This is a genomic window from Sphingobium bisphenolivorans (genome assembly GCF_000412635.1).
Lineage (GTDB): Bacteria > Pseudomonadota > Alphaproteobacteria > Sphingomonadales > Sphingomonadaceae > Sphingobium > Sphingobium bisphenolivorans.
Window position 1 is genome coordinate 1 of record NZ_ASTG01000013.1, and the last position, 20999, is coordinate 20999.

General features: G+C 62.2%; 20 protein-coding genes. 10 read left to right on the forward strand and 10 right to left on the reverse strand.

Features of this window, described 5'->3' with window-relative positions:
• The 4 genes from L858_RS19930 to L858_RS0110740 form a co-directional block, all read right to left on the reverse strand.
• Nucleotides 1-224, reverse strand: a 224-nt coding sequence (locus L858_RS19930; protein ID WP_022683152.1) for an antA/AntB antirepressor family protein, incomplete at its 3' end; no start/stop codon positions are given.
• 193 nt (nucleotides 225-417) lie between these two features.
• On the reverse strand, nucleotides 418-1836 hold the full coding sequence (locus L858_RS0110730) for a tyrosine-type recombinase/integrase (protein ID WP_193742863.1): 1419 nt from the start codon (nucleotides 1834-1836) through the stop codon (nucleotides 418-420).
• A 318-nt stretch (nucleotides 1837-2154) separates the two neighbouring features.
• The gene (locus tag L858_RS0110735) at nucleotides 2155-2367 is read right to left on the reverse strand and encodes a hypothetical protein (RefSeq protein WP_013846652.1); all 213 of its coding nucleotides are present in this window, start codon (nucleotides 2365-2367) and stop codon (nucleotides 2155-2157) included.
• Nucleotides 2368-2513: 146 nt separating this feature from the next.
• On the reverse strand, nucleotides 2514-3890 hold the full coding sequence (locus L858_RS0110740; protein ID WP_022683154.1) for a M28 family peptidase: 1377 nt from the start codon (nucleotides 3888-3890) through the stop codon (nucleotides 2514-2516).
• A gap of 102 nt (nucleotides 3891-3992) precedes the next feature.
• On the opposite strand from L858_RS0110740, the gene ettA reads away from it, so the two are divergent.
• Nucleotides 3993-5678, forward strand: coding sequence for an energy-dependent translational throttle protein EttA (ettA, locus tag L858_RS0110745; protein WP_022683155.1), 1686 nt, complete (start codon nucleotides 3993-3995; stop codon nucleotides 5676-5678).
• Between the two features lie 304 nt (nucleotides 5679-5982).
• Here ettA and L858_RS0110750 read toward each other — a convergent pair whose 3' ends face one another.
• From L858_RS0110750 to L858_RS0110760, 3 genes are read right to left on the reverse strand one after another with little or no spacing between them, the layout of a single operon-like run.
• A complete protein-coding gene (locus L858_RS0110750; RefSeq protein WP_022683156.1) occupies nucleotides 5983-6264 on the reverse strand; it encodes an acylphosphatase in 282 nt (93 codons plus the stop codon).
• Nucleotides 6264-7004, reverse strand: a complete 741-nt coding sequence (locus L858_RS0110755) for an NYN domain-containing protein (RefSeq protein WP_022683157.1) — start codon at nucleotides 7002-7004, stop codon at nucleotides 6264-6266. The genes L858_RS0110750 and L858_RS0110755 overlap by 1 nt, the downstream gene beginning before the upstream one ends.
• Nucleotides 7004-7654 (reverse strand): carbonic anhydrase, encoded by a 651-nt coding sequence (locus L858_RS0110760; protein ID WP_028056027.1) that lies wholly within the window; start codon nucleotides 7652-7654, stop codon nucleotides 7004-7006. The genes L858_RS0110755 and L858_RS0110760 overlap by 1 nt, the downstream gene beginning before the upstream one ends.
• Nucleotides 7655-7674: 20 nt before the next feature.
• On the opposite strand from L858_RS0110760, the gene lipA reads away from it, so the two are divergent.
• Together lipA and L858_RS0110770 are read left to right on the forward strand one after the other, a co-directional pair.
• Entirely contained in the window at nucleotides 7675-8679 is a 1005-nt protein-coding gene (lipA, locus tag L858_RS0110765) for a lipoyl synthase (protein ID WP_028056028.1), read from the forward strand.
• Between the two features lie 4 nt (nucleotides 8680-8683).
• A complete protein-coding gene (locus tag L858_RS0110770; protein WP_022683160.1) occupies nucleotides 8684-9160 on the forward strand; it encodes a type II toxin-antitoxin system RatA family toxin in 477 nt (158 codons plus the stop codon).
• On the opposite strand, the gene L858_RS0110775 is transcribed toward L858_RS0110770, so the two are convergent.
• Both L858_RS0110775 and L858_RS0110780 read right to left on the reverse strand, forming a co-directional pair.
• Nucleotides 9106-9624, reverse strand: a complete 519-nt coding sequence (locus L858_RS0110775) for a CinA family protein (protein WP_022683161.1) — start codon at nucleotides 9622-9624, stop codon at nucleotides 9106-9108. The two genes, L858_RS0110770 and L858_RS0110775, sit on opposite strands and share 55 nt — an antisense overlap.
• A 4-nt stretch (nucleotides 9625-9628) precedes the next feature.
• Entirely contained in the window at nucleotides 9629-10834 is a 1206-nt protein-coding gene (locus L858_RS0110780) for a bifunctional 2-C-methyl-D-erythritol 4-phosphate cytidylyltransferase/2-C-methyl-D-erythritol 2,4-cyclodiphosphate synthase (RefSeq protein WP_238564955.1), read from the reverse strand.
• A gap of 70 nt (nucleotides 10835-10904) precedes the next feature.
• Here L858_RS0110780 and dusB point away from each other — a divergent pair, with 70 nt between their 5' ends.
• The 7 genes from dusB to hflX all read left to right on the forward strand — a co-directional run bounded on the left by dusB (nucleotide 10905) and on the right by hflX (nucleotide 20219).
• The gene (gene dusB, locus L858_RS0110785) at nucleotides 10905-11924 is read left to right on the forward strand and encodes a tRNA dihydrouridine synthase DusB (RefSeq protein WP_022683163.1); all 1020 of its coding nucleotides are present in this window, start codon (nucleotides 10905-10907) and stop codon (nucleotides 11922-11924) included.
• Complete coding sequence (locus L858_RS0110790) at nucleotides 11921-13030, forward strand: two-component system sensor histidine kinase NtrB (RefSeq protein ID WP_022683164.1); 1110 nt, start codon at nucleotides 11921-11923, stop codon at nucleotides 13028-13030. The genes dusB and L858_RS0110790 overlap by 4 nt, the downstream gene beginning before the upstream one ends.
• Nucleotides 13030-14478 carry a nitrogen regulation protein NR(I) gene (gene ntrC, locus L858_RS0110795; protein ID WP_022683165.1) on the forward strand — a complete coding sequence of 483 codons (1449 nt, stop codon included), beginning with the start codon at nucleotides 13030-13032 and terminating at the stop codon, nucleotides 14476-14478. Before L858_RS0110790 ends, ntrC begins: the two co-directional genes overlap by 1 nt.
• Nucleotides 14479-14568: 90 nt before the next feature.
• The gene (locus L858_RS0110800) at nucleotides 14569-16821 is read left to right on the forward strand and encodes a HAMP domain-containing histidine kinase (protein ID WP_022683166.1); all 2253 of its coding nucleotides are present in this window, start codon (nucleotides 14569-14571) and stop codon (nucleotides 16819-16821) included.
• Nucleotides 16811-18184 carry a nitrogen assimilation response regulator NtrX gene (gene ntrX / locus L858_RS0110805; RefSeq protein ID WP_022683167.1) on the forward strand — a complete coding sequence of 458 codons (1374 nt, stop codon included), beginning with the start codon at nucleotides 16811-16813 and terminating at the stop codon, nucleotides 18182-18184. The genes L858_RS0110800 and ntrX overlap by 11 nt, the downstream gene beginning before the upstream one ends.
• Nucleotides 18185-18339: 155 nt before the next feature.
• Nucleotides 18340-18822 (forward strand): RNA chaperone Hfq, encoded by a 483-nt coding sequence (gene hfq, locus L858_RS0110810; protein ID WP_022683168.1) that lies wholly within the window; start codon nucleotides 18340-18342, stop codon nucleotides 18820-18822.
• 65 nt (nucleotides 18823-18887) lie between these two features.
• Nucleotides 18888-20219, forward strand: a complete 1332-nt coding sequence (gene hflX, locus L858_RS0110815; RefSeq protein ID WP_022683169.1) for a GTPase HflX — start codon at nucleotides 18888-18890, stop codon at nucleotides 20217-20219.
• Here the strand turns inward: hflX and mazG are convergent, their stop codons facing one another.
• Nucleotides 20220-20999 carry a nucleoside triphosphate pyrophosphohydrolase gene (gene mazG / locus L858_RS0110820; RefSeq protein WP_022683170.1) on the reverse strand — a complete coding sequence of 260 codons (780 nt, stop codon included), beginning with the start codon at nucleotides 20997-20999 and terminating at the stop codon, nucleotides 20220-20222.

The following is a 20999-nucleotide window of genomic DNA, read 5'->3' on the forward strand; positions in this document are numbered from 1 at the left end:
TCGCATCCTGTCAGTCGCCGCGCAGTCCGCTCCACCATCGAAAGCTCCTTCGCCGTGTCGATGGTGATGAGGTAGTCGGTGCGGGGCCTCCCTCCGGTTTTGCTGCGGATACAGCAAAAGTCGGCGTCCTCCTCGAAACCGTAATCTTCGATCCGCTTACCGATCCATTCATGGAAGCGCATCTTCAGGCCAAGCCACCCGTGCAGGGCCCTTGCGTCGAACATCTGGACCCCTTCGTGATCCTGAGGGGCGAGGTTTTTAACAGATTGGTGAAAAAGGTCTGCGTCGGGCTATAAGAGAAAAGCGGACAAACTCGGTCGTAGAGAACTGCTGCTGCCTTCCGGCACCTCAGGTGCCCGGCGGGGGACAAAACGCGCTCCTTGCCTGAGAATGGCGACATTTTCTCACCACGGTTAGCTATTCAGGCGTGGGCAGGTTCAGCCCCGGATACTCGATCAAGGCGACGATCTCGGCCCGCCGCTGGAGCAAGCTCTGGCTGCCGTAGGTGCCGAACGTGAAGCCTTGCTTCGCATGTCCGACAAGCTGGGCGACCTCGTTCTCTGGAACCCTCGCTCGCTCCAGATAACCGACCACGTTCTTGCGGAAAGAATGAAACGCCTTGGTGCGGCTGGTGTATCCAAGCGCGATCTTGAAGCGGGAGAACTCCTTTCCGGCGTCCCCGCCGGGTTTATTGCCGGGGCCTTCGCCCGTGAACTTCGGCCAGATGCGCGCGTCAGCCGCCTTGCCTTGCACGCGCTTTGCCAGCCATGCCAGCCGGGGATGCAGCGGAACCTTGCGTATGCCGTTGTCGGTCTTCGCGGCAGTAATGTCGATGAACGTGACGCCCTCTTCCTTCCTGATTTGGCCACAGGTGAGTGACACAATCTCGTCCAGCCGCATGCCGGTAAAAAGGGCTACGATCATAACTTCCGTCAGGTCGGCACGGGCGGGAGGGGGAGAGAACAGGCGCTCCAGTTCCTCGGGCTCCCACGCCACATAGGGGTTCTTGTTCTTGCCGACCTTCAGCGACCTGCGGTGGCCTTCGAAGGGGTTGCGGCCGGTGCAATGTTCCCGCGCCTCGGCCCACTTCCAAAGAGCGCTAAGCGTGGCCATGTGGCGATTGACCGTAGCATCCGACAGACCCTTGTCGCGGCCCCCGAAGGTCCGCTGAAGCTCCTTCCATGGCATGGCCGGGGTTTCCCCCTTGGCCTTACCCGTGCGCGCCCAGTTAGAGTCTAACTGTCGCAGGGCGTCGGCGAAGGTTGAAGCGTCGGCGCGGGTGACGTCCCGCAACGGTCGCTCCCCGAAAAAGCTGGCGAACAGGTCGAAGGTGGCGACCTTCTGCTGCTCCGTGTTGGTTTCCCTCCGCCCTGGCTCGATCTTCCAAAGCCGCAGATGCTCCGCAGCCAGTTCCTTGAAGGTCGCTTGTAGCTCCTTACGGGGCTTCACCCTCTGCCCCATGTGTTCGGCCTTGGCGTCGTTCAGCGCCCAGACCTTGGCCTGCTCCTCGGGAGTGAAATCTCGCTCCTCAGCTTCGTCAGCCATCAGGTCCAAAGTCAGGTCGATGCTTTCCGTGAAGCTGTCGAACGCCAGCGGGTCAGGGCTGGGCAAGTGGGCGGCAAACGCGCCCTCCCGCGCAAGGGTGCGGTAGGTGGCGTAAAGGTGGCGGAGGGTGGCCTGCGGTGCCCCTGAGGGTGAAGAGCGGGCCGCCCATGCGGTCTTAAGCGAGACCTCCCACGCGGTGGCCTCCAGCTTTGCGGCGCGCTTATCGGTGGCCGCCAAGGTGCGGTAGAGATGTTCCTTTCCGCCATGTGCGGCGCGCAGCGCCTGCGGCACCCGCACCCGCGCCTCCCACTTGTTATGCCGTGCCTTCAACGCTGCCATTTTCGCCCTCGTTCACCCCGTGTGGGGCAGGTTTGTGGGGCAGGTCTGTAGGGCAAAGAACGGCAGAAATGCAAGGGTTTCAGTGTTTCCGGGGGCTCTGGAGACCCTTGTCTCCGTCTCCTGTCTCCCCGACCAACCCCTGAAAATCCACGATCCAGCTCTGCCTAGCAGAAGCTCGGCTAATGCTGCGCTGATGTTATTGCGCGGCCCATAGAAAAAGGGCGGACCGTCAGACGGCCCGCCCTTTCGAAAACCTCGCTGAAGCGAAGATTATTCGGCGTTCGCGGCGTTGCCAGCGACGTTCGCAGCGTTCGCAGCGTTGTCGGCAGCGTTAGCGGCGTTGTCAGCAGCGTTAGCGGCGTTCTCGACAACGTTCTCAACAACAGCGTTCGAAGCGTTCGCGGTTTCGTTAGCCGGCTTCTCACCGCAAGCGGCGAGGGCCATCAGGCCGGCCGAAGCGAAAACAACAGCGATCTTCTTCATTGTGTACGGCTCCCATAGCATATTGCCGCGTCGGACAGCGCCCCACGCGAGCGACCCGCATTAACGTGTGCGCTGCACAAATCAATGCTTTTCTGCGTCGGTGAAGCGACAGAATCACGCGACAAGACGTTCTCTACTATATAAGTTCATTTAACTGCTAGCGTTTCTGGCGCGTTCGCGATTTCGAAAAGTGCAACTGCCCAGGCGGCGACATTCTGCTGCAACTGTGCCTTGTCGATCTTGTCGAGCGTGTCGTCGGACGTATGATGGATGTCGAAATAGCGGGTGCCGTCCTGCTGAAGGTCCACCACCGGAACGCCGGCTTTGACGAGCGGTTCGATGTCGGCTCCTCCGCCCGCCGCGGAACGGCTCGCGGCAATGCCGAGCGGAGCCAGGCCGGTAGAGAGGCGGCGGGCCAGGGCGTCGTGCCCCTCCGGCAGCTTGAAGTCGATGCGCCACACCCGATCCGCGCCGAAGTCCGATTCCATCGCCATGGCGTGCGGCTCCTTGCCATGTGCATCGAAATAGGCACGGGCTCCGTTGCCGCCGACTTCTTCCGCGCCAGCCATCAGCAGCCGGATCGTCCGGCGCGGGGCGCCGGCTTTTCCGACCAGCAAAGCGGCGGCCGTGATGATGCCGCAACCTGAAGCATCGTCGATCGCGCCTGTGCCCTGATCCCAGCTGTCCAGATGACAGGCGGCCACCACGACGCCAGCCTCCGGGTCACTGCCGGGTATTTCCGCCAGGACGTTGCCCGATGGCTGGTCCTTGAGCATCCTGGACAAGAGCGTCAAGCGCAGCCGCACGGGCTTGCCGCGCGCCAATATGCGGGCCAGCTGCTCTGCATCGGGAATGCTGAGCGCCGCAGCCGGTATCGGTCGCACGCCATCAGCCCACATCTGCACGCCGCTATGAGGCTGGCGATGATGGTCCGTGCCGATCGAGCGGATCAGGATCGCGCTGGCGCCCTTCCGCGAAGCGACGCTTGGGCCCTGGCGACGCGTGGCTCCGAAATAACCGTAGGATGACCCGTCCTGCGTGGCTTGCATGGCGTGATCGACAAAGGCGATCTTGCCCTTGAGACTGGCTTCGGGAGCCGCTTCCAGGCTTGCCAGCGTCGGGAAATAGACCAGTTCGCCCTCTATCCCGCTGGACGGGGTGGAAGCGCTGTTGCCCAAACCGGCGACGACCAGATTCTGAGGGAAGGGCGAAAGGATGCGCGCCTCTTCACGGCCGCGTTGCCAGACGGGCATCAAATAAGGTTCGGCGCGGACATTCGTGAAGCCGAGCGCCGTCAGCCGCGCGATGGCCCATTCCCGCGCGCGGGCCTCCTGCGGCGTACCGGCGGGACGGGGCCCCACTTCGGTCGAGAGCCCCTCGACAAACTGCCAGGCGACCTCATCCTTCAGGCCCGCATCACGAATCATGGCCACATCGGTCGGTGCGGCGCCAAGCGGCAGGGCGGGGGTGACAATGCTGCCTAAAAGGAGGGCGGCGAGCGTACCCGATCGGATTTTCTGCATAAGTGGAGGCTTACCGGGCCATCGTCCATTTGCCAACGCGCTTGGGCTTCGCTAACCCGGCCCGGATTTTCACGTTCGTTCTTTTCGGAGCTGCTTCAAGCCATGTCCGCCTCGTCCCAATATGCCTTCGTCATGAAGAACATGACCAAGAGCTTCCCCGGCGCCCAGAAGCCGGTTCTGAGCAACATCAACCTGCAATTCTATCGCGGCGCCAAGATTGGCATCGTGGGCCCCAACGGCGCGGGCAAGTCGACGCTCATGAAAATCATGGGCGGCATCGACAAGGATTTCACGGGCGAGGCCTGGCCGGGCGAGAATATCACGGTCGGCTATCTGCCGCAGGAACCGCAGCTCGATCCCTCCAAGAATGTGCTGGAGAACGTCAAGGACGGCGCGCGCGAGATAGCGGACAAGATGGACCGCTTTAACGAGATCAGCATGATCATGGCCGACCCGCCCGAGGACGTCGACTTCGACGCCTTGATGGAGGAAATGGGCACGCTGCAGGAGCAGATCGATGCAGTCGACGGCTGGACGCTCGACAACCAGCTTGAAATCGCGATGGAGGCGCTGCGTTGCCCGCCGTCTGATTGGCCGGTCGACAGCCTTTCCGGCGGTGAAAAGCGCCGCATCGCGCTGACCCGCCTGCTGATCCAGAAGCCGGATATCCTGCTGCTCGACGAACCGACCAACCATCTGGATGCCGAAAGCGTCGAATGGCTGGAAAATCATCTGAAGGAATATGCGGGCGCGGTGCTGATGATCACCCACGACCGCTACTTCCTGGACAATGTGGTCGGCTGGATCCTTGAACTCGATCGCGGCAAATATTTCCCTTACGAGGGCAATTACTCGACGTATCTTGAGAAGAAGTCCCAGCGTCTGGAGCAGGAATCCCGTGAGGAGTCCGGCCGACAGAAGGCGATCAAGGACGAGCTCGAATGGATCAGGGCAGGCGTCAAGGGGCGCCAGACCAAGTCCAAGGCACGTATCAAGAAGTTCGAGGAACTGGTCGCGGCCCAGGAAAACCGCACGCCCGGCAAGGCACAGATCGTCATCCAGGTGCCCGAGCGCCTTGGCGGCAAGGTGATCGAGGCGAAGAATATCAGCAAGGCCTATGGCGACAAGCTCCTGTTCGAAGACCTGTCCTTCATGCTGCCGCCGGGCGGCATCGTCGGCGTGATCGGTCCGAACGGCGCGGGCAAGTCGACGCTGTTCAAGATCATCACCGGCCAGGAACAGCCCGATTCGGGCGAGATCGACATCGGCTCGACCGTGCGCCTTGGCTATGTCGACCAGAGCCGCGATCATCTGGACCCGTCGAAAAATGTCTGGGAAGAAGTGTCCGACGGCCTCGATTATGTGAAGGTCAACGGCCATGACATGTCGACGCGGGCATATGTCGGCGCCTTCAACTTCAAGGGGCAGGATCAGCAGAAGAATGTCGGCAAGCTGTCAGGCGGTGAGCGCAACCGCGTCCACATCGCCAAGATGCTGAAGAAGGGCGGCAACGTGCTGCTGCTCGACGAACCGACCAACGACCTCGACGTCGAAACGCTGGCCGCGCTGGAAGAAGCAATCGAGAATTTCGCGGGCTGCGCCGTCGTCATCAGCCACGATCGCTTCTTCCTCGATCGTCTGGCGACGCATATCCTTGCCTTCGAAGGCGACAGCCATGTCGAATGGTTCGAGGGCAATTTCGAAATGTATGAAGAGGACAAGCGGCGGCGCCTCGGCGATGCAGCGGACCGCCCGACACGCCTGGCCTACAAGAAGCTGACGCGCTGAGACATGGTGCATCGCCGATGCGATGATGCACTTGCAAAATATGCAACTTCGGCCGCCCTCTTCGCACTTGCGAGATGACGAGGTGGTCCGCATATAGGGGAGGCCTTTCAGGCATCCTCTCCTAAAACTTTCAGGCCGATCCTTCGGGGTCGGCCTTTTTTTGTCGCGGAACAATGAGGCGATGAGTGCAACCCATCCCTGGTGCGCTACTCCTCCATTCCTCCCGGGGTTATCGAAGGACGCGGGAGTAGCTCTCCATCATGCCCTCGATAAGCCAAGCACGAGCGGCTGTTACGGCCGCAAATCAGCAGCTATGCCGCTTCTCAAAAGACAGCAGCCCTTCAGCCGCAGCATCCTGGCTGTCGATCCGCTCAACGCGGGCGGCCGGCGGGCCTTGATGAGCAAGCGCTACGAACTGCTCGACGGCCTCTCGCGAACCTTCCACCAGCGCTTCGACGCTGCCGTCGCTGCGGTTGCGGACCCAGCCGGTAAGCCCAAGACTGAGGGCGGTTGCGACCGTCCAGTTTCGATAGAAGACGCCCTGCACCCGACCTGTGATCATCAAGTGCCGAGCGGTGATCGCCATCAGTGCACCCGCTTGATCCAGGTCTGGCCATCGCGGCTTTCGACCTTAAAATTCTTGATCGAGCGGACGAGGTCGGAAAGGCGTTTGAACCCATAATTCCGTGTGTCGAAGCTGGAACGATTGCCCGCGAGCTGTCCTACCTCGCTCAACCGGGCGAACCCCTGGTCATCCCGCTTCACCGCATTATAGGCATCGATCAGCAGCTTGAGCAGTTCGGGCGCGACCTCCGTGCCAGAGCCATTTGGCTCATCCGCCTCCTGCTCCTCTTCTTCGGGCGGAAGTTCGTCTTCGCGATTGCTGCTAAGCGCCGCAAGGTCGATAAAGCGGGTACAGGCGCTGCGGAAGGCCTGTGCCGTCTTGTCCGATCCAAAGCCATAGACCGGAATACCCTCTTGCCGAATACGCGTGACAAGGGGCGTGAAATCACTGTCGCTCGACATGAGGCCGAAACCGGTGACACGGCCCGACGCCATCAGGTCCATGGCGTCGATCGTCATCTTCATGTCGGTCGCATTCTTCCCCTTGGTGAGGTCGAACTGCTGCTGTGTTTCGATGGCCTGGGTGACGGCCTGATTGGCCCAGCCCTTCAATGTGGGCTTGTTCCAATTGCCGTAAGCGCGGCGGATATTGACGGTGCCCAATTCCGCCAGAACGGTCAGCACCGGGTCGAAATGGTCAGCCGAAACATTGTCCGCGTCGATCAGCAGGGCGACATTGCCTCTGGAGATCGGCGAGGACATCAGTTCTCCAGCGCTGCCGGGGCGAATTCGCCACTTTGCTCATCAAGCAGATGAAGCTGCCCATCCGCGATTGCGAAGAAGGATCCGATCAGCTTGAGCTCGCCTGCGCGCTCCTTGGCGCGGACGCAGGGGAAGGTGCGCAAATTGGCGAGGCTGACCTTCACGCCTTCCTGCTCCATGGCGCGCTCGGCGTTCCGGCTGCGGTCATCGCCGAAGCGTTCGACGACCTTGTCGCGCGCATCGTCCAGCAGTTCGATCCAGCTATGGATGAAGCCGCCCTCGCCCGGAGGAGCGTCCTTCAGGTCTTGGCTGAGCGCGGCCTTGCAGCCGCCGCACTTGCCGTGACCCATCACGACGATCTCGCCGACCTTCAGCACCTGAACAGCGAACTCCAGTGCCGCCGACACGCCATGACGGCCGGGATTGGTTTCGAAAGGGGGCACCAGTGCTGCCACATTGCGGACAACGAAGATTTCGCCCGGGCTTGTGTCGAAAATCTGTGCGGGATCGACGCGGCTGTCGGAGCAGGCGATGACCATCACGCGCGGGCTCTGGCCTTCGCTAAGCTCGCCCCATCGCTCGCGCTGCTGCGTCCAACCAGTGTCACGGAAGCGGCGATAGCCGGCGAGCATATCGGCAAAGTCTGTCATGCGACGGTCTGTGCCGAACAATGTTGGGACTGGCAAGAGTGAAGATGGGTCGCTATTTGGGGCGCATGAACGAGATCGCTCCCATCCCCGCGCCCATCTCGGCGCAGGGTCAGTCCGCCGAACGTCCAGCGCGCACGCGCAAGCCCGACTGGATCCGCGTGAAGGCGCCGACCAGCCCTGGCTATCACGACACGCGCAGGCTGATGCGGGAAAAGGGCCTGGCGACGGTTTGCGAAGAGGCCGCTTGCCCGAATATCGGGGAATGCTGGACCAAGAAGCATGCGACGGTCATGATTTTGGGCGACGTGTGCACCCGTGCCTGCGCCTTCTGCAATGTGAAGACCGGCATGCCGCGCAAGGTCGATCCCAATGAGCCGCAGAATCTGGCCGACGCTTGCGCGGAGATGGGACTGGAGCATATCGTCATCACCTCGGTGGACCGCGACGACCTTCCCGATGGCGGCGCGTTGCAGTTCGTGAAGGTGATCGAGGCGCTGCGTCGGACGACGCCGGACACCACGATCGAGATTCTGACGCCCGACTTCCGCAACAAGCATGAGCGGGCGGTCGAGATGATTGTCGCGGCGCGTCCCGACGTCTACAACCATAATCTAGAAACCGTGCCGCGCCTTTACCCGACAATCCGTCCGGGTGCCCGCTATTATGCGTCGCTGCGTCTGCTGGAGACGGTGAAGAAACTCGATCCATCCATCTTCACCAAATCGGGCATTATGCTCGGCCTGGGTGAGGAGAGGCTGGAAGTGCATCAGGTCATGGATGATATGCGCTCGGCCGACATCGACTTCCTGACGATGGGGCAATATCTGCAGCCGACGCCCAAGCACGCCAAGGTGATGGAGTTCGTCACCCCCGCCGCATTCAACGCCTATGCGGCGATCGCGCGGGCCAAGGGCTTCCTGCAGGTCGCGTCCAGCCCGCTGACCCGCTCAAGCTATCATGCGGGCAAGGACTTTGCCGAGATGCGCGCCGCGCGTGAGGCGCAGCTTGCCAAGGTCGCGCGGTAAGCCGATGCCCAAGCATAGCGAAACAAGGCCGCTTCCCTATACGCCGGAACAGATGTTCGATCTGGTGTCGGACGTGGCCAGCTATCCCGAGTTCCTGCCGTGGGTCAGTGCGATCCGCGTGCGGGCCGACAGCAAGACTGAGATGGTTGCCGACATGATCGTCGGGTTCAAGGGCATCAAAGAGAGCTTCACCTCCCGCGTGCACAAGGAACGGCCCGACCATGTGCGGGTGGATTATCTCGATGGGCCGCTCAAATATCTCTGCAACGAATGGCGCTTCCGCAGCGACGGGAAAGGCGGTGTTCTGGTCGACTTCGAGGTGGAGTTCGAATTCAAGAACCGGCTGTTCGAAATGCTTGCCGGCCAGATGTTCGACAAGGCGCTGCGCAAGATGATCGGCGCGTTCGAAACGCGCGCGGCAGAGCTTTATGGCGCAGGCGAGTCGGGCAGCAGCAATTCAAGCGCGCATAGCGCCGCCTGAAGTCGAACGCCGCCCCGGCCCGTATCTTCGAAATGATGCATGTCGGCGACGGCGGCATCCGGGCCGACCCCGCGCTCCGCACGGGCGAAGACGACCGTACCAACCGGCTTCTGCTCCGACCCACCTCCCGGACCGGCGATCCCTGTGATCGCCACGGCGACATTGGCATGGCTCTTCTGAAGCGCACCCTGGGCCATCGCCCATGCGGTCGCAATGGAAACGGCGCCAAATGTCTCGATCACGTCCTGCGACACTTTCAGAAGCTCTGACTTCATGTCATTGGAATAGGTAACGAACCCCGCCTCGAAGACCTCGGACGACCCGGCGATTTCCGTGAGGGCTGCCGAAACTAGGCCGCCTGTGCAGCTTTCCGCGACGGCGATCGTGCGCCCGGCACGGCGGTTGGCGATGATGACGCGCTCAGCCAGTTCGACAAGTTGCGGAGGGAGGATGCAATCAGGCATGGCGTCAGAATAGCGCGGGGAAGGAGAGGGTGGCAACAGCCTGTGCAGCTATGCCCTCGCCGCGGCCGGCAAAGCCCAGCCGCTCGGTGGTGGTTGCCTTCACGCTCACCCGGTCAAGGGGCAGCTTGAGCATGTCCGCGATGCGAGCGCGGATCGCGTCACGATGCGGGCCGATCTTGGGTGCTTCGCAGATGACCGTAAGATCAATATGTTCTACCGACGCGTCCCGTTTTGAGACATGTTCCGCTGCATATTCCAGAAAGCGGGAAGACGCAGCGCCGCGCCATTGCGGATCGGATGGTGGGAAGTGGCTGCCGATATCGCCCTCCGCCAGCGCCCCCAGCAGCGCGTCGACAACCGCGTGAAGCGCCACATCGGCATCGCTGTGTCCGGACAGGCCGCGACCATGCGGTATCTGGACGCCGCCCAGCCAAAGCTCCTCGCCGGCGACGAGGCGATGCACGTCATAGCCCATGCCGACGCGGGTGCTGCGGGTACCCGCAAGGCGCTGCTCGGCACGGAGGAAATCTGCAGCATAGGTCAATTTCTCAAGCCTTTCATCGCCGTCAACCAGCCGAACCTCACCCCCATGGGCGCGTAGGATCTGGGCGTCGTCCGTTGCTTCCCTGTCGCTGCTCCAGGCCCGATGAGCCGCCAAAATGGCCTTGAAGCGGAAAGCCTGCGGTGTTTGGACGCGCATCAGCGGCGCGCGATCGACCACGTCTCCTGCCCTCTCTTCGTCCCGCCTGACCAGCGTATCGGCGACTGGAAGGGCAGGTATGGCGCCCGCTGCGCCCGACAATGCCTCGATCAGCCGGTCGATGACGGAAGATGGCAGGAACGGCCGGGCGGCATCGTGGATGAGAACATGATCAGCCCCGCCCGTTGAGGCAAGCCGTTCCAGCCCCGCACGCACCGAGCCGCGCCGGCTGTCTGCGCCTCCAACGATGGCGGCGAGGGAGCGGTCGCCGAGCACGGACCGCGCGGTCGCCTCCTGCCCCGGAGCCACGACAAGAATGATGGTGCTGATGAGCGGATGCGCCGCGACGGCGTCCATCGCATGGGCGAGGACCGCCTTGCCGCCGATCAGCCTATATTGCTTGGGCAAGCCGCCGCCTGCACGGTTTCCTTGGCCCGCTGCGACAATCAGGGCGGCTATTTTCTCACCAGCTTTCACCATGGCGGGCCTGTATCGCAGGGCGCAGGGCATCGCCAGCCCCTTGCTTGCCGCGAGCCCCGATTTCGTCTAAGGGCTGCCTGTTTTTTAGGCAGTATTGGTGATGACGACGCTTTCCCCCATTTCCGTCGGTCCGGTGACGATCGACATGCCCGTCATTCTGGCGCCCATGACGGGCGTGACGGATATGCCGTTCCGCACATTGGTGCGGCGTTACGGCTCTGGCCTCAACGTGACGGAAATGATCGCCACGGCGGCGATGATCCGCGAAACGCGCCAGTCGCTGCAAAAGGCGGCCTGGCACCCGGTCGAAGAACCCGTCTCGATGCAGCTTGCCGGCTGCTCTCCCACCGAAATGGCGGAGGCGGCGAAGCTCAATGCCGATCGTGGCGCGGCGATCATCGACATCAATATGGGTTGCCCGGTTAAGAAGGTCGTCAATGGCGACGCGGGCAGCGCCCTCATGCGAGACCTGCCGCTCGCCGCTTCGCTGATCGAAGCGACAGTGAAAGCGGTGGACGTACCCGTCACGGTCAAGATGCGGATGGGCTGGGATCATGCCAGCCTCAACGCTCCCGAATTGGCCCGGATCGCCGAGGATCTGGGCGCGAAGATGATCACGGTCCACGGGCGTACCCGCTGCCAGATGTATAAGGGCACGGCTGACTGGGCCTTTGTCAGAAGCGTGAAACAGGCTGTGTCGCTGCCCGTCATTGTCAATGGCGACATCTGCTCCATCGACGATGCCGAGACAGCGCTGGAGCAGAGCGGGGCCGACGGGGTGATGATCGGCCGTGGGGCCTATGGCCGACCTTGGCTGATCGGACAGGTAATGCACTGGTTCCGGACGGGGCAGCGGATTGCCGACCCGTCGCTCGAGGAGCAATATGGAGTGATAACAGAGCATTATCGAGCGATGCTCGATCATTATGATCGGCTTACCGGCGTCAACATGGCGCGCAAGCATATCGGCTGGTACACGAAGGGCCTGCCCGGTTCAGCCGAGTTCCGCAACAGCGTGAACCAGCAGCCCGATGGCGATGTGGTGCTCGACATGCTCGCCCGGTTCTACGAGCCGCTGATTGCGCAGGAAGGCCCGGTCGAAACACGTCAGGCGGCATGACAGGCACGATGACCAGCATCCCGCCGCTTCGCTTGCAGCCGGATGGCCCCTCACTTGCCGATCTGATGACCGCACTGCCTGTGGCGACGCTGGTGGTCCAGCCGGACAACCGGATCGCCGACGCCAATATCATGGCGGAATCGCTGCTCAACATGGCTCGTTCAGCCATTGTCGGCAGCGATGTGTCTCGCACGGTCCGAGTCGCGGAAGTGGGTTCCCGGTTCGATCTGTGGCACAGCAATAAGCCGATCGCTGCCTACGACCTTCGCGTGCATGCAGGGCGCACCGCCGAGATGGAAGTGGACCTGATGATCGCCCCCATCATCGATCATGAAGGATGGCGCGTGGTTTCAATCCACACGCAAAGCCATGCCCGCAAGATCGGCCACAGGGGCACGGCCGGGGGAGCTCGCTCGGCGATCGGCGCCGCCGCCATCCTGGCGCATGAAATCAAAAATCCGCTGTCGGGGATCAGGGGAGCTGCCCAGCTTATAGAATCGGGCAATAACGGGCGGGATGTCGCGCTGACCCAGCTCATCTGCAATGAGGTCGATCGGATTGCGGCGTTGATCGACCGTATGCAGGATTTCACCACCGACCGCACACTCGAATGTCATAGCGGCAATATCTACCCGCTGATCGATCGCGCCGCCCATATCGCGGCTGCCGGATTTGCAAAAGATATTCATATAACAAAGAGCTACGATCCGTCGCTGCCATTTGCCAACATCAATGACGATGCGCTGGTGCAGGTGATGATCAACCTGCTCAAAAATGCTTCGGAGGCGCTGGAGCATACGCCCAATCCCCGCATCCGTGTCGAAACGGCCTTCCGACATGGCGTTTCCGTGCTGGTGGGCGGTGGCAAGGGAAGCGCGGTCCTGCCGATCGAGATCCTGGTGATCGACAACGGGCCTGGCGTCCCGGAACAGATTCTCGATCATCTTTTCAATCCCTTCATCACGAGCCGCCGGGACGGGCAGGGCCTTGGGCTGGCACTGGTGGACAAGCTGGTCAGGGACATGAACGGCTTCGTTCAATATTCGCGCAATCAGGAGACGCAGGAATCGACCTTCCGCATCCTGCTACCGCTGGGGATCGGGTGATGGCCGCCAGTGGAGCGATCCTTGTCGTCGATGATGATCCGGCGATCTGCGTCGTCGTCGGAGAAGCGCTGCGCCGGCAGGGCCACCGCGTAAAGACGGCAGGCTCGATCCGCGAACGGTCCGCGCTGCTGGAAAGCTTTTCGCCCGACATATTGATAACCGACGTCATGCTGCCCGACGGCGATGGCCTGGACGGCATCGCGGACATCCTGCAGGGCAGGCCGTCCCTCAACATCATCATCCTTTCGGCGCAGAACACCCTCAACACCGCCATTCGTGCGACGGAGAAGGGGGCGTTCGAATATCTTCCCAAACCCTTCGACCTCAACGAACTGACCCGCGCCGTAACGGATGCGCTTGGTTCGAAGTCGGGGCCGGAGCAGGAGACGGGCGAGGGCGATCTGCCGCATGACGGCTTGCCGCTGGTGGGCCGCTCTCCAGCGATGCAGGAGGTTTACCGGACAATCGCACGCGTGCTGTCCAACGATCTCAGCATCCTAGTGCTCGGCGAATCCGGGACCGGCAAGGAATTGGTGGCCGAGGCGATCCACTCCTTGGGACAGAGGCGCACCAAGCCCTTCATTCCGATCAACATGGCGGCGATCCCGCGCGAGCTGATTGAGGCAGAACTGTTCGGTTATGAAAAGGGCGCGTTCACCGGCGCTCATGCCCGTACGGCAGGTAAATTTGAGCAGGCGCAGGGCGGTACGCTGTTCCTCGATGAGATTGGCGACATGCCGATGGAGGCGCAGACGCGCCTGTTGCGTGTGCTTCAGTCGGGCGAGGTGACGACCGTGGGCGGCTCCAAATCCGTCAAGGTTGACGTCCGCATCATCGCCGCGACCAACAAGGATCTATCGCGCCTGATCGAAGAAAACCGCTTCCGTCAGGACCTTTATTACCGGCTGAACGTGGTTCCCATCGCCCTTCCGGCGCTGCGCGAGCGGAGGGAAGATGTGATGCTGCTCGCTCGTCACTTCCTCGACCGGGCCGCACAGGATGGGCTGCCGCGCAAATCCCTGTCCGACGATGCCGCGCGGCTGCTGATGGCCTATCATTGGCCCGGCAATGTGCGCGAGCTCCAGAATATGATGCAGCGCCTTGCCGTGCTCAGCCGCGAGAATGTCATCACGGCGGAGCTCCTCCGCAGCAGTTTGCCGCTTGAAGCCGTGCCGGCGGACTACGCCCTGCCCGCGGACATGCTGGGGCAGGCTGTTCGGGAATGGGCGCGACGCCAGCTCGGCGTTGGTCTTTCCCAGACCAACAGGACCTTGCATGACGACCTACTGGCATTGGTAGAGCCGATCCTGTTCCAGGAGGTGCTCGCGAGCGTCGATGGTAATCAGATCCGCGCAGCCGCGTTGCTCGGCATAAACCGGAATACCTTGCGCAAGAAGCTGACCGATTATGGCCTCGACCCGCTTCAACTGAGGGTAGGGACTGACTGAGAGACGAAGTGCGCGCACCGGGCGACAAGCAGGGATGCCAGTGCAAATACTGTGTTTGATCGGGCACTCCAATGTTGTAACAATGCCACTATGAACGGCACGACCACGCATCCCCGGCGGAGCCGAAACTGGAAGAGGCATTTTCCGCCTTTCCTGCGTCGGCGTCTGGCGGCTGTCGTGGAGATCGTGACGTTGCTCCTGTTTCTCGGGACGGCGGGCCTCACCTACTTCCTGCTGACCGGGCAGGGACAGTCCTACACATTGCTGACGCCGCCTATCGTGGCCCTGCTGCTCGTCGGCAATCTGGTGCCGGCGATTGCATTGCTGGTGCTGCTGGGCCGTCGAGTTGCGAAACGCCGCGCAGCGCAGTCGGCGATCGGCAGCGACGGGCAGCTTCACGTCCGGCTCGTCGCGATTTTTTCGATCGTCGCCAGCGTGCCGATGTTGCTGGTGGTAATCTTCGCCTCGCTGCTCTTCCAATATGGCGTACAATTCTGGTTCTCCGACAGCGCGCGCGGCATGCTTCAGAATGCAAGCGATCTGGCGCGCGGATATTATGAGCAGAATTTGCGTGAGGTAGGCGACGAAACGGTCACCATGGCGAGCGACCTGCGCGACTACCTGACACAGTCCAAGGTATCGAGCCCGCGCTTCGCCGAGGGCTATATCTATCAGGTCGTGACCCGGAAGCTCAACCGGTCAGCCATTATCGAGGTCGGAAAGGACGGGGTTTTCCGAACCGCCGCGACGGTCGATCCGGACAGCCGCCCCGCTTCTGAGATGCTCTCGCCCGACGTGGTGCGGCGGCTTGCCGCGGGAGAGAATGTGGTCGTTGCGACCAAGCCCAACCAGATCGAGGCGGTCACGCTGCTCTACCCCGAAGCAAAGGTGTATCTCTACGCGACGCGGGATTCCGGATCGACCGCGTTCAGCAATGTCGAGCGGGCGCAGAAGGTGCTGTCCGACTATGACATCTTCGCCGCACAATCGCGCGCGCTGCAACTGCGCTTCAACGTGATGCTGTTCGTGGGATCGCTGGCGCTGGTGGGCGTGGCGGTCTATATCGCGCTGGCGGTCGCAGACTGGATGGTCCGGCCGGTCAATGAACTGGTGACGGCGGCGCGGCGGATCACGGCCGGCGACCTGTCCGCCCGCGTGACGAGCCCACAAACCCGCGACGAGATCGGCACATTGGCGTCTGCCTTCAACCGTATGACCCAGCGGCTTGAAGCGCAGACCGGCGCACTCGTGGCCGCGAACAGCCAGTTGGACGAGCGGCGGGCTTTCATCGAAGCGATCCTGTCAGGCGTGTCCGCCGGCGTGCTGTCGGTTGACCGCGATGGCATCATCCTGCTGCTCAACAGTTCGGCTGCGGCTATCCTGGTCGATGAGGGGGACGATCCGGTCGGCCGGCACCTTACGGAAGTGTCTCCGGAATTGGCGGCACTGGTCGCTTCGGACGAAGATGCTGCGATCGTCCAGGTCCGGGCGCATGGCGACGTGCGCACGCTGGCGGTGAAGGTGTCGGAAGACGCTTACAGCCGCATCCTCACCTTCGATGACATCACCCAACAGCTCTCTGATCAGCGGCGTGCGGCATGGTCCGACGTTGCCCGCCGCATCGCGCATGAGATCAAGAACCCCCTGACCCCGATTCAGCTGGCAGCCGAGCGACTGCAGCGCCGTTATGCCGAAGAGGTGACGAGCGATAAGGCGACCTTCACGCGGCTGACGGGGACGATCGTCCGGCAGGTCGGCGACTTGCGGCGGATCGTGGATGAATTCTCCTCCTTCGCGCGTATGCCAAAGCCCGTGTTCCGGCGTGAGAGGATAGACGATATCGCGCGGCACGCCCTGTTCCTGCACGAAGTCGCGCATCCGGAAATCCGCTTTGGCTTCCAGTCCGAGGACCCAGATGTGGAGATGGTCTGCGACCGTCGCCAGCTCGGCCAGGCCTTGACGAACATCGTCAAAAATGCGGTGGAAGCCATCGAACCAAAAGACGTTTCAGAAGGGCAGGAGGCCCGCGGGCATGTTTCCATGGCGGTCCGCTGCGATGATGGCTGCCTGATAATCGACGTGCAGGATGACGGGATCGGCCTGCCCCCGGAACGCGAGCGCATCCTGGAACCTTATATGACCACGCGGTCGAAGGGGACGGGCCTCGGCCTCGCTATCGTGAAGAAGATCGTCGAGGAACATATGGGGGAAATCCGCTTCAGCGATGCCGAAGGCGGAGGGGCGCGGGTGACGCTGCGCTTTCCCGTGGCAGCGCTCGACAAACTTGAAGAGGGGCAGGTGATTTCCTTGCCCAAGGGAAAAGTGACGGCCAATGGCGCTTGATATTCTGATAGTCGATGACGAAGAAGATATTCGCGATCTGGTTGCGGGTGTGCTGGAGGATGAGGGCTTTTCCGCCCGCACCGCCGCGAACAGCGACAGCGCGATCGAGGCGCTGGATTCCCGCCGGCCTTCGCTGGTGCTGCTGGACGTGTGGCTTCAGGGGTCAAAGCTTGACGGCCTTGAACTGCTGGACGAGATCAAGCGGCGCGACCCAACCATTCCCGTGCTGATGATCTCAGGCCATGGCAATATCGACACGGCCGTCGCCGCCATTCGCAAGGGTGCTGCGGATTTCATCGAGAAACCGTTCGAGGCCGACCGGCTGCTCCATCTGGTGTCGCGGGCGACCGAAACGGAGCGGCTGCGACGGGAGAATCAGGTACTGCGCGCGCGCTTCGGCCAGGATGACGAACTGACGGGCACGTCTGCGGCGATCAATGCGGTGCGCGCCACCATCAAGAAGGTGGCGGGCACGGGGAGCCGGGTCCTCATTTCAGGACCGGCGGGCGTTGGCAAGGAAGTCGCGGCGCGCATGCTTCATAGCTGGAGCGGCCGGGCAGACGCGCCCTTCATCATCGTCGCTGCGGCGCGCATGGACCCCGACCGTGTCGAGGAAGAATTGTTCGGCATGGAGGACCCCAGCGGCCTTGTTCGCCCCGGTTATCTCGAACAGGCACATGGTGGCACGCTCTATCTGGACGAGATCGCCGACATGCCGCTTACCACGCAAGGCAAGATATTGCGCGTGCTGACCGACCAAAGCTTCACCCGCGTCGGCGGCCAGCGTCAGGTCAAGGTCGATGTGAGGGTCATTTCCTCGACCGCGCTCGATCTGGCAGCCGAGATCGAGGAGCGGCGCTTCCGCGAGGATCTGTTCTACCGCCTCAACGTCGTGCCGCTCATCATCCCCCCGCTCTCCGAACGGCGCGACGACATTCCGCCGCTGGTCGAGCATTACCTCGCGCGTTTCGCCGCCGACCGCCGCGTCCCATCGCCGGAGATCGCCAGTGACGCGATGGCCGCCCTGCAGGCCAATGAGTGGCCGGGCAATGTCCGCCAGTTGCGGAACGTGATCGAGCGAACGATGATCCTGGCCCCTGGCGAGCGGATCGGCCGGATCGAGTTGGACATGCTGCCTGCCGAACTGACCAGCAACGGCGGTGGCGAAGGCATGGGCCAATCCGCGATCATGGGCGCGCCCCTGCGCGAAGCCCGGGAAAGCTTCGAGCGTGAATATTTGCGCATCCAGATCCGCCGCTTTTCGGGCAACATATCGCGAACCGCGACCTTCATCGGTATGGAGCGGTCGGCCCTGCACCGGAAGCTCAAGCTGCTCGGTATTACCGATGGGAAGGACAATTGAGACGGGCTTGGTTCATATGCCCCAAAGTGGGCATGGACGGCTCTTCGCAATTGCGGTAGATTTCTCTCGCTTCCGATAGGCGGGAGCAGGCAAGACACTCTGCTTAAGGGTGCGAGAGCGGGTAACGTCCCGCCAATAAAGGACTGGTGAAGACCATGGCCGACAAAGTGAACAACCTTCAAGACATCTTCCTGAATAGCCTGCGCAAGAGCAAGACGCCGGTGACCATGTTCCTGGTCAAGGGCGTGAAGCTGCAGGGCATCATCACCTGGTTCGACAATTTTTCTGTGCTGTTGCGGCGGGATGGTCAGTCGCAGTTGGTATATAAGCATGCGATTTCGACTGTCATGCCGGCGCAATCCATGGATCTGGCGGAGTTGCGCAAGGCGAGCGACGGCAACGGCAAATCGAAACTGCTTCAGGAAATCTTCCTGAGCGCTGTGCGTAAGTCCGGCAGCCCTGTCACCATGTTCTTGGTAAACGGCGTTATGCTGCAGGGCGAAATCGCGGCGTTCGACCTGTTCTGCATGCTGCTGGAACGGGACGGCATGGTCCAGCTGGTCTACAAACATGCAATCTCGACGGTGCAACCGCTGCATGCGCTTGACCTCAGCGGCGAAGGCGAGGGCGAAGATTGATCGTTTATTTCTTCTCCCGTCCTGCTTCTGTTGAGGCGGGACGGGCGCCGGCGCGTTAACGCTCCATGGCTGTATTCAACCGGGATTCCGCTGACGAGGTGTCGCGCGGTGCGCGTGCCGTCATCGTGCGCGCAGACATGCACGGGCCGGAACGGCGCGGCAGCGACGCGCGGCTCGACGAAGCGAAGGGGCTCGCGCTCGCGATCGGCATAGATGTGCGCGCGGCGCAGGCGTTCCGGGTGCGCGATCGCAAGCCGGCGACGCTGTTCGGCAGCGGGCAGGTGGACCAAATCGCGACCCTCGCCAAGGCGGAGGAAGCCGAACTGGTCATTGTCGACAATGCCCTCAGTCCGGTTCAGCAAAGCAATCTGGAAAAGGCGACCGAGACGAAGGTTATCGACAGGACCGGCTTGATCCTGGAAATATTTGGCGAGCGGGCAGCCACCAACGAAGGACGGCTACAGGTCGAGCTGGCGCACCTAGATTATCAGGCAGGGCGGCTGGTGCGCAGTTGGACCCACCTTGAGCGGCAGCGGGGCGGCTTCGGTTTTCTGGGCGGTCCCGGTGAAACCCAGATCGAGGCGGACCGGCGGATGATCCGTGACCGCATGGCGAAGATCCGCCGTGAATTGGATCAGGTCACCAAGACACGCGGCCTCCATCGTGCCCGACGGCAGCGCGCCCCTTGGCCGGTGATCGCGCTCGTCGGCTATACCAATGCCGGCAAATCCACGCTCTTCAATCGGCTGACAGGTGCAGAGGTGATGGCGGAGGACCTGCTGTTCGCCACGCTTGATCCTACCATGCGCCAGATCGCCCTGCCGGGACTGGACAAGGCAATCCTGTCGGACACGGTCGGCTTTGTTTCGGACCTGCCGACCCAGCTCATCGCGGCATTCCGCGCTACCCTGGAAGAGGTGCTCTCCGCCGACCTGATCCTTCATGTCCGGGATATCGCTCATCCCGATAGCGAAGCTCAGCGCGATGATGTGCTCGACGTATTGAGCGAACTCGGCGTCGCAGGAGAGGGGGCCGAGCAGGCCCCGGAGGGCGACGAGCCACCGCCCGTGATCGAGGTGTGGAACAAGCTCGACCTGCTCGATCAAGAAACGGAAGCGCTGGTGCGGGAAAGCGCCGCGCGCCGGGATGATGTGGTGATCCTGTCGGCGCTGACAGGTGAGGGATCAAACGCCTTGCAGCGGGTCGTCAGTGAGCGGCTGACCGCCGGCTCACAACTGCATGAATTGAGGGTGCCCCTGTCGGACGGCGCAGCGATGGCGTGGTTGCACGAGCATGGAGAGGTTGTCTCCAGCCGGCCAGATGGCAGCGACATGCTGGTCCAGGCGAGACTTTCCAGTTCCGCGCTGGCGCGCTTCGCCAAGCGGGCGGGGCGCTGATCAGCCCTTCTTTTCCTGCGCCTTTGCCTGCTGCCACAGCGCCTCTTTTTCTTCGAGAGAGAAGGTCGGAAAAGCATCCTGGCCGATCGCCTCCATGGCCCGAAAGCGCCGTTCGAACTTAGCGTTGGCGGCGCGCAAGGCGGCCTCGGCATCGACCTTCAGGTGGCGCGCCAAGTTCACAACGGCGAAGAGCAGATCGCCGATTTCTTCTTCCTTCTCCGCAAATGTCGCTGCGGCGTTCACCTCGGCAATCTCTTCCTCAATCTTGGCGATCGCGCCACTCGGGTCGGGCCAGTCGAAGCCCGTTCGCGCCGCACGCTTCTGAAGCTTCTCCGCCCTCAGCAGAGCGGGAAGGGCGCTTGCGACCCCGGCCAGTGCGCTGGTGTCGTTGTCCTTTTGCGCGCGTTCCGCGGCCTTGATCGCCTCCCACTGTGCCGGTCCGCCGGTCCGTTCGTCGCCGCCGAAAACATGTGGATGGCGGCGGATCATCTTCTCGGTGATCCCTTCGATGACGTGCTGCAATGCAAAATGCCCTGCCTGCTCAGCCATTCTACTGTGAAAGACGACCTGGAGCAGAAGGTCGCCAAGTTCATCCCGAAGGCCGGCCATGTCGCCGCGCTGAATAGCGTCCGCGACTTCATAGGCTTCCTCGATCGTATAGGGCGCAATGGTGGAGAAATCCTGCGCTATGTCCCAAGGGCAGCCATTCTCCGGATCGCGCAACATCGCCATGATGTTCGCAAGTGGCATGATGTCGGCAGGGCTGGCTTTGGCTGGCAT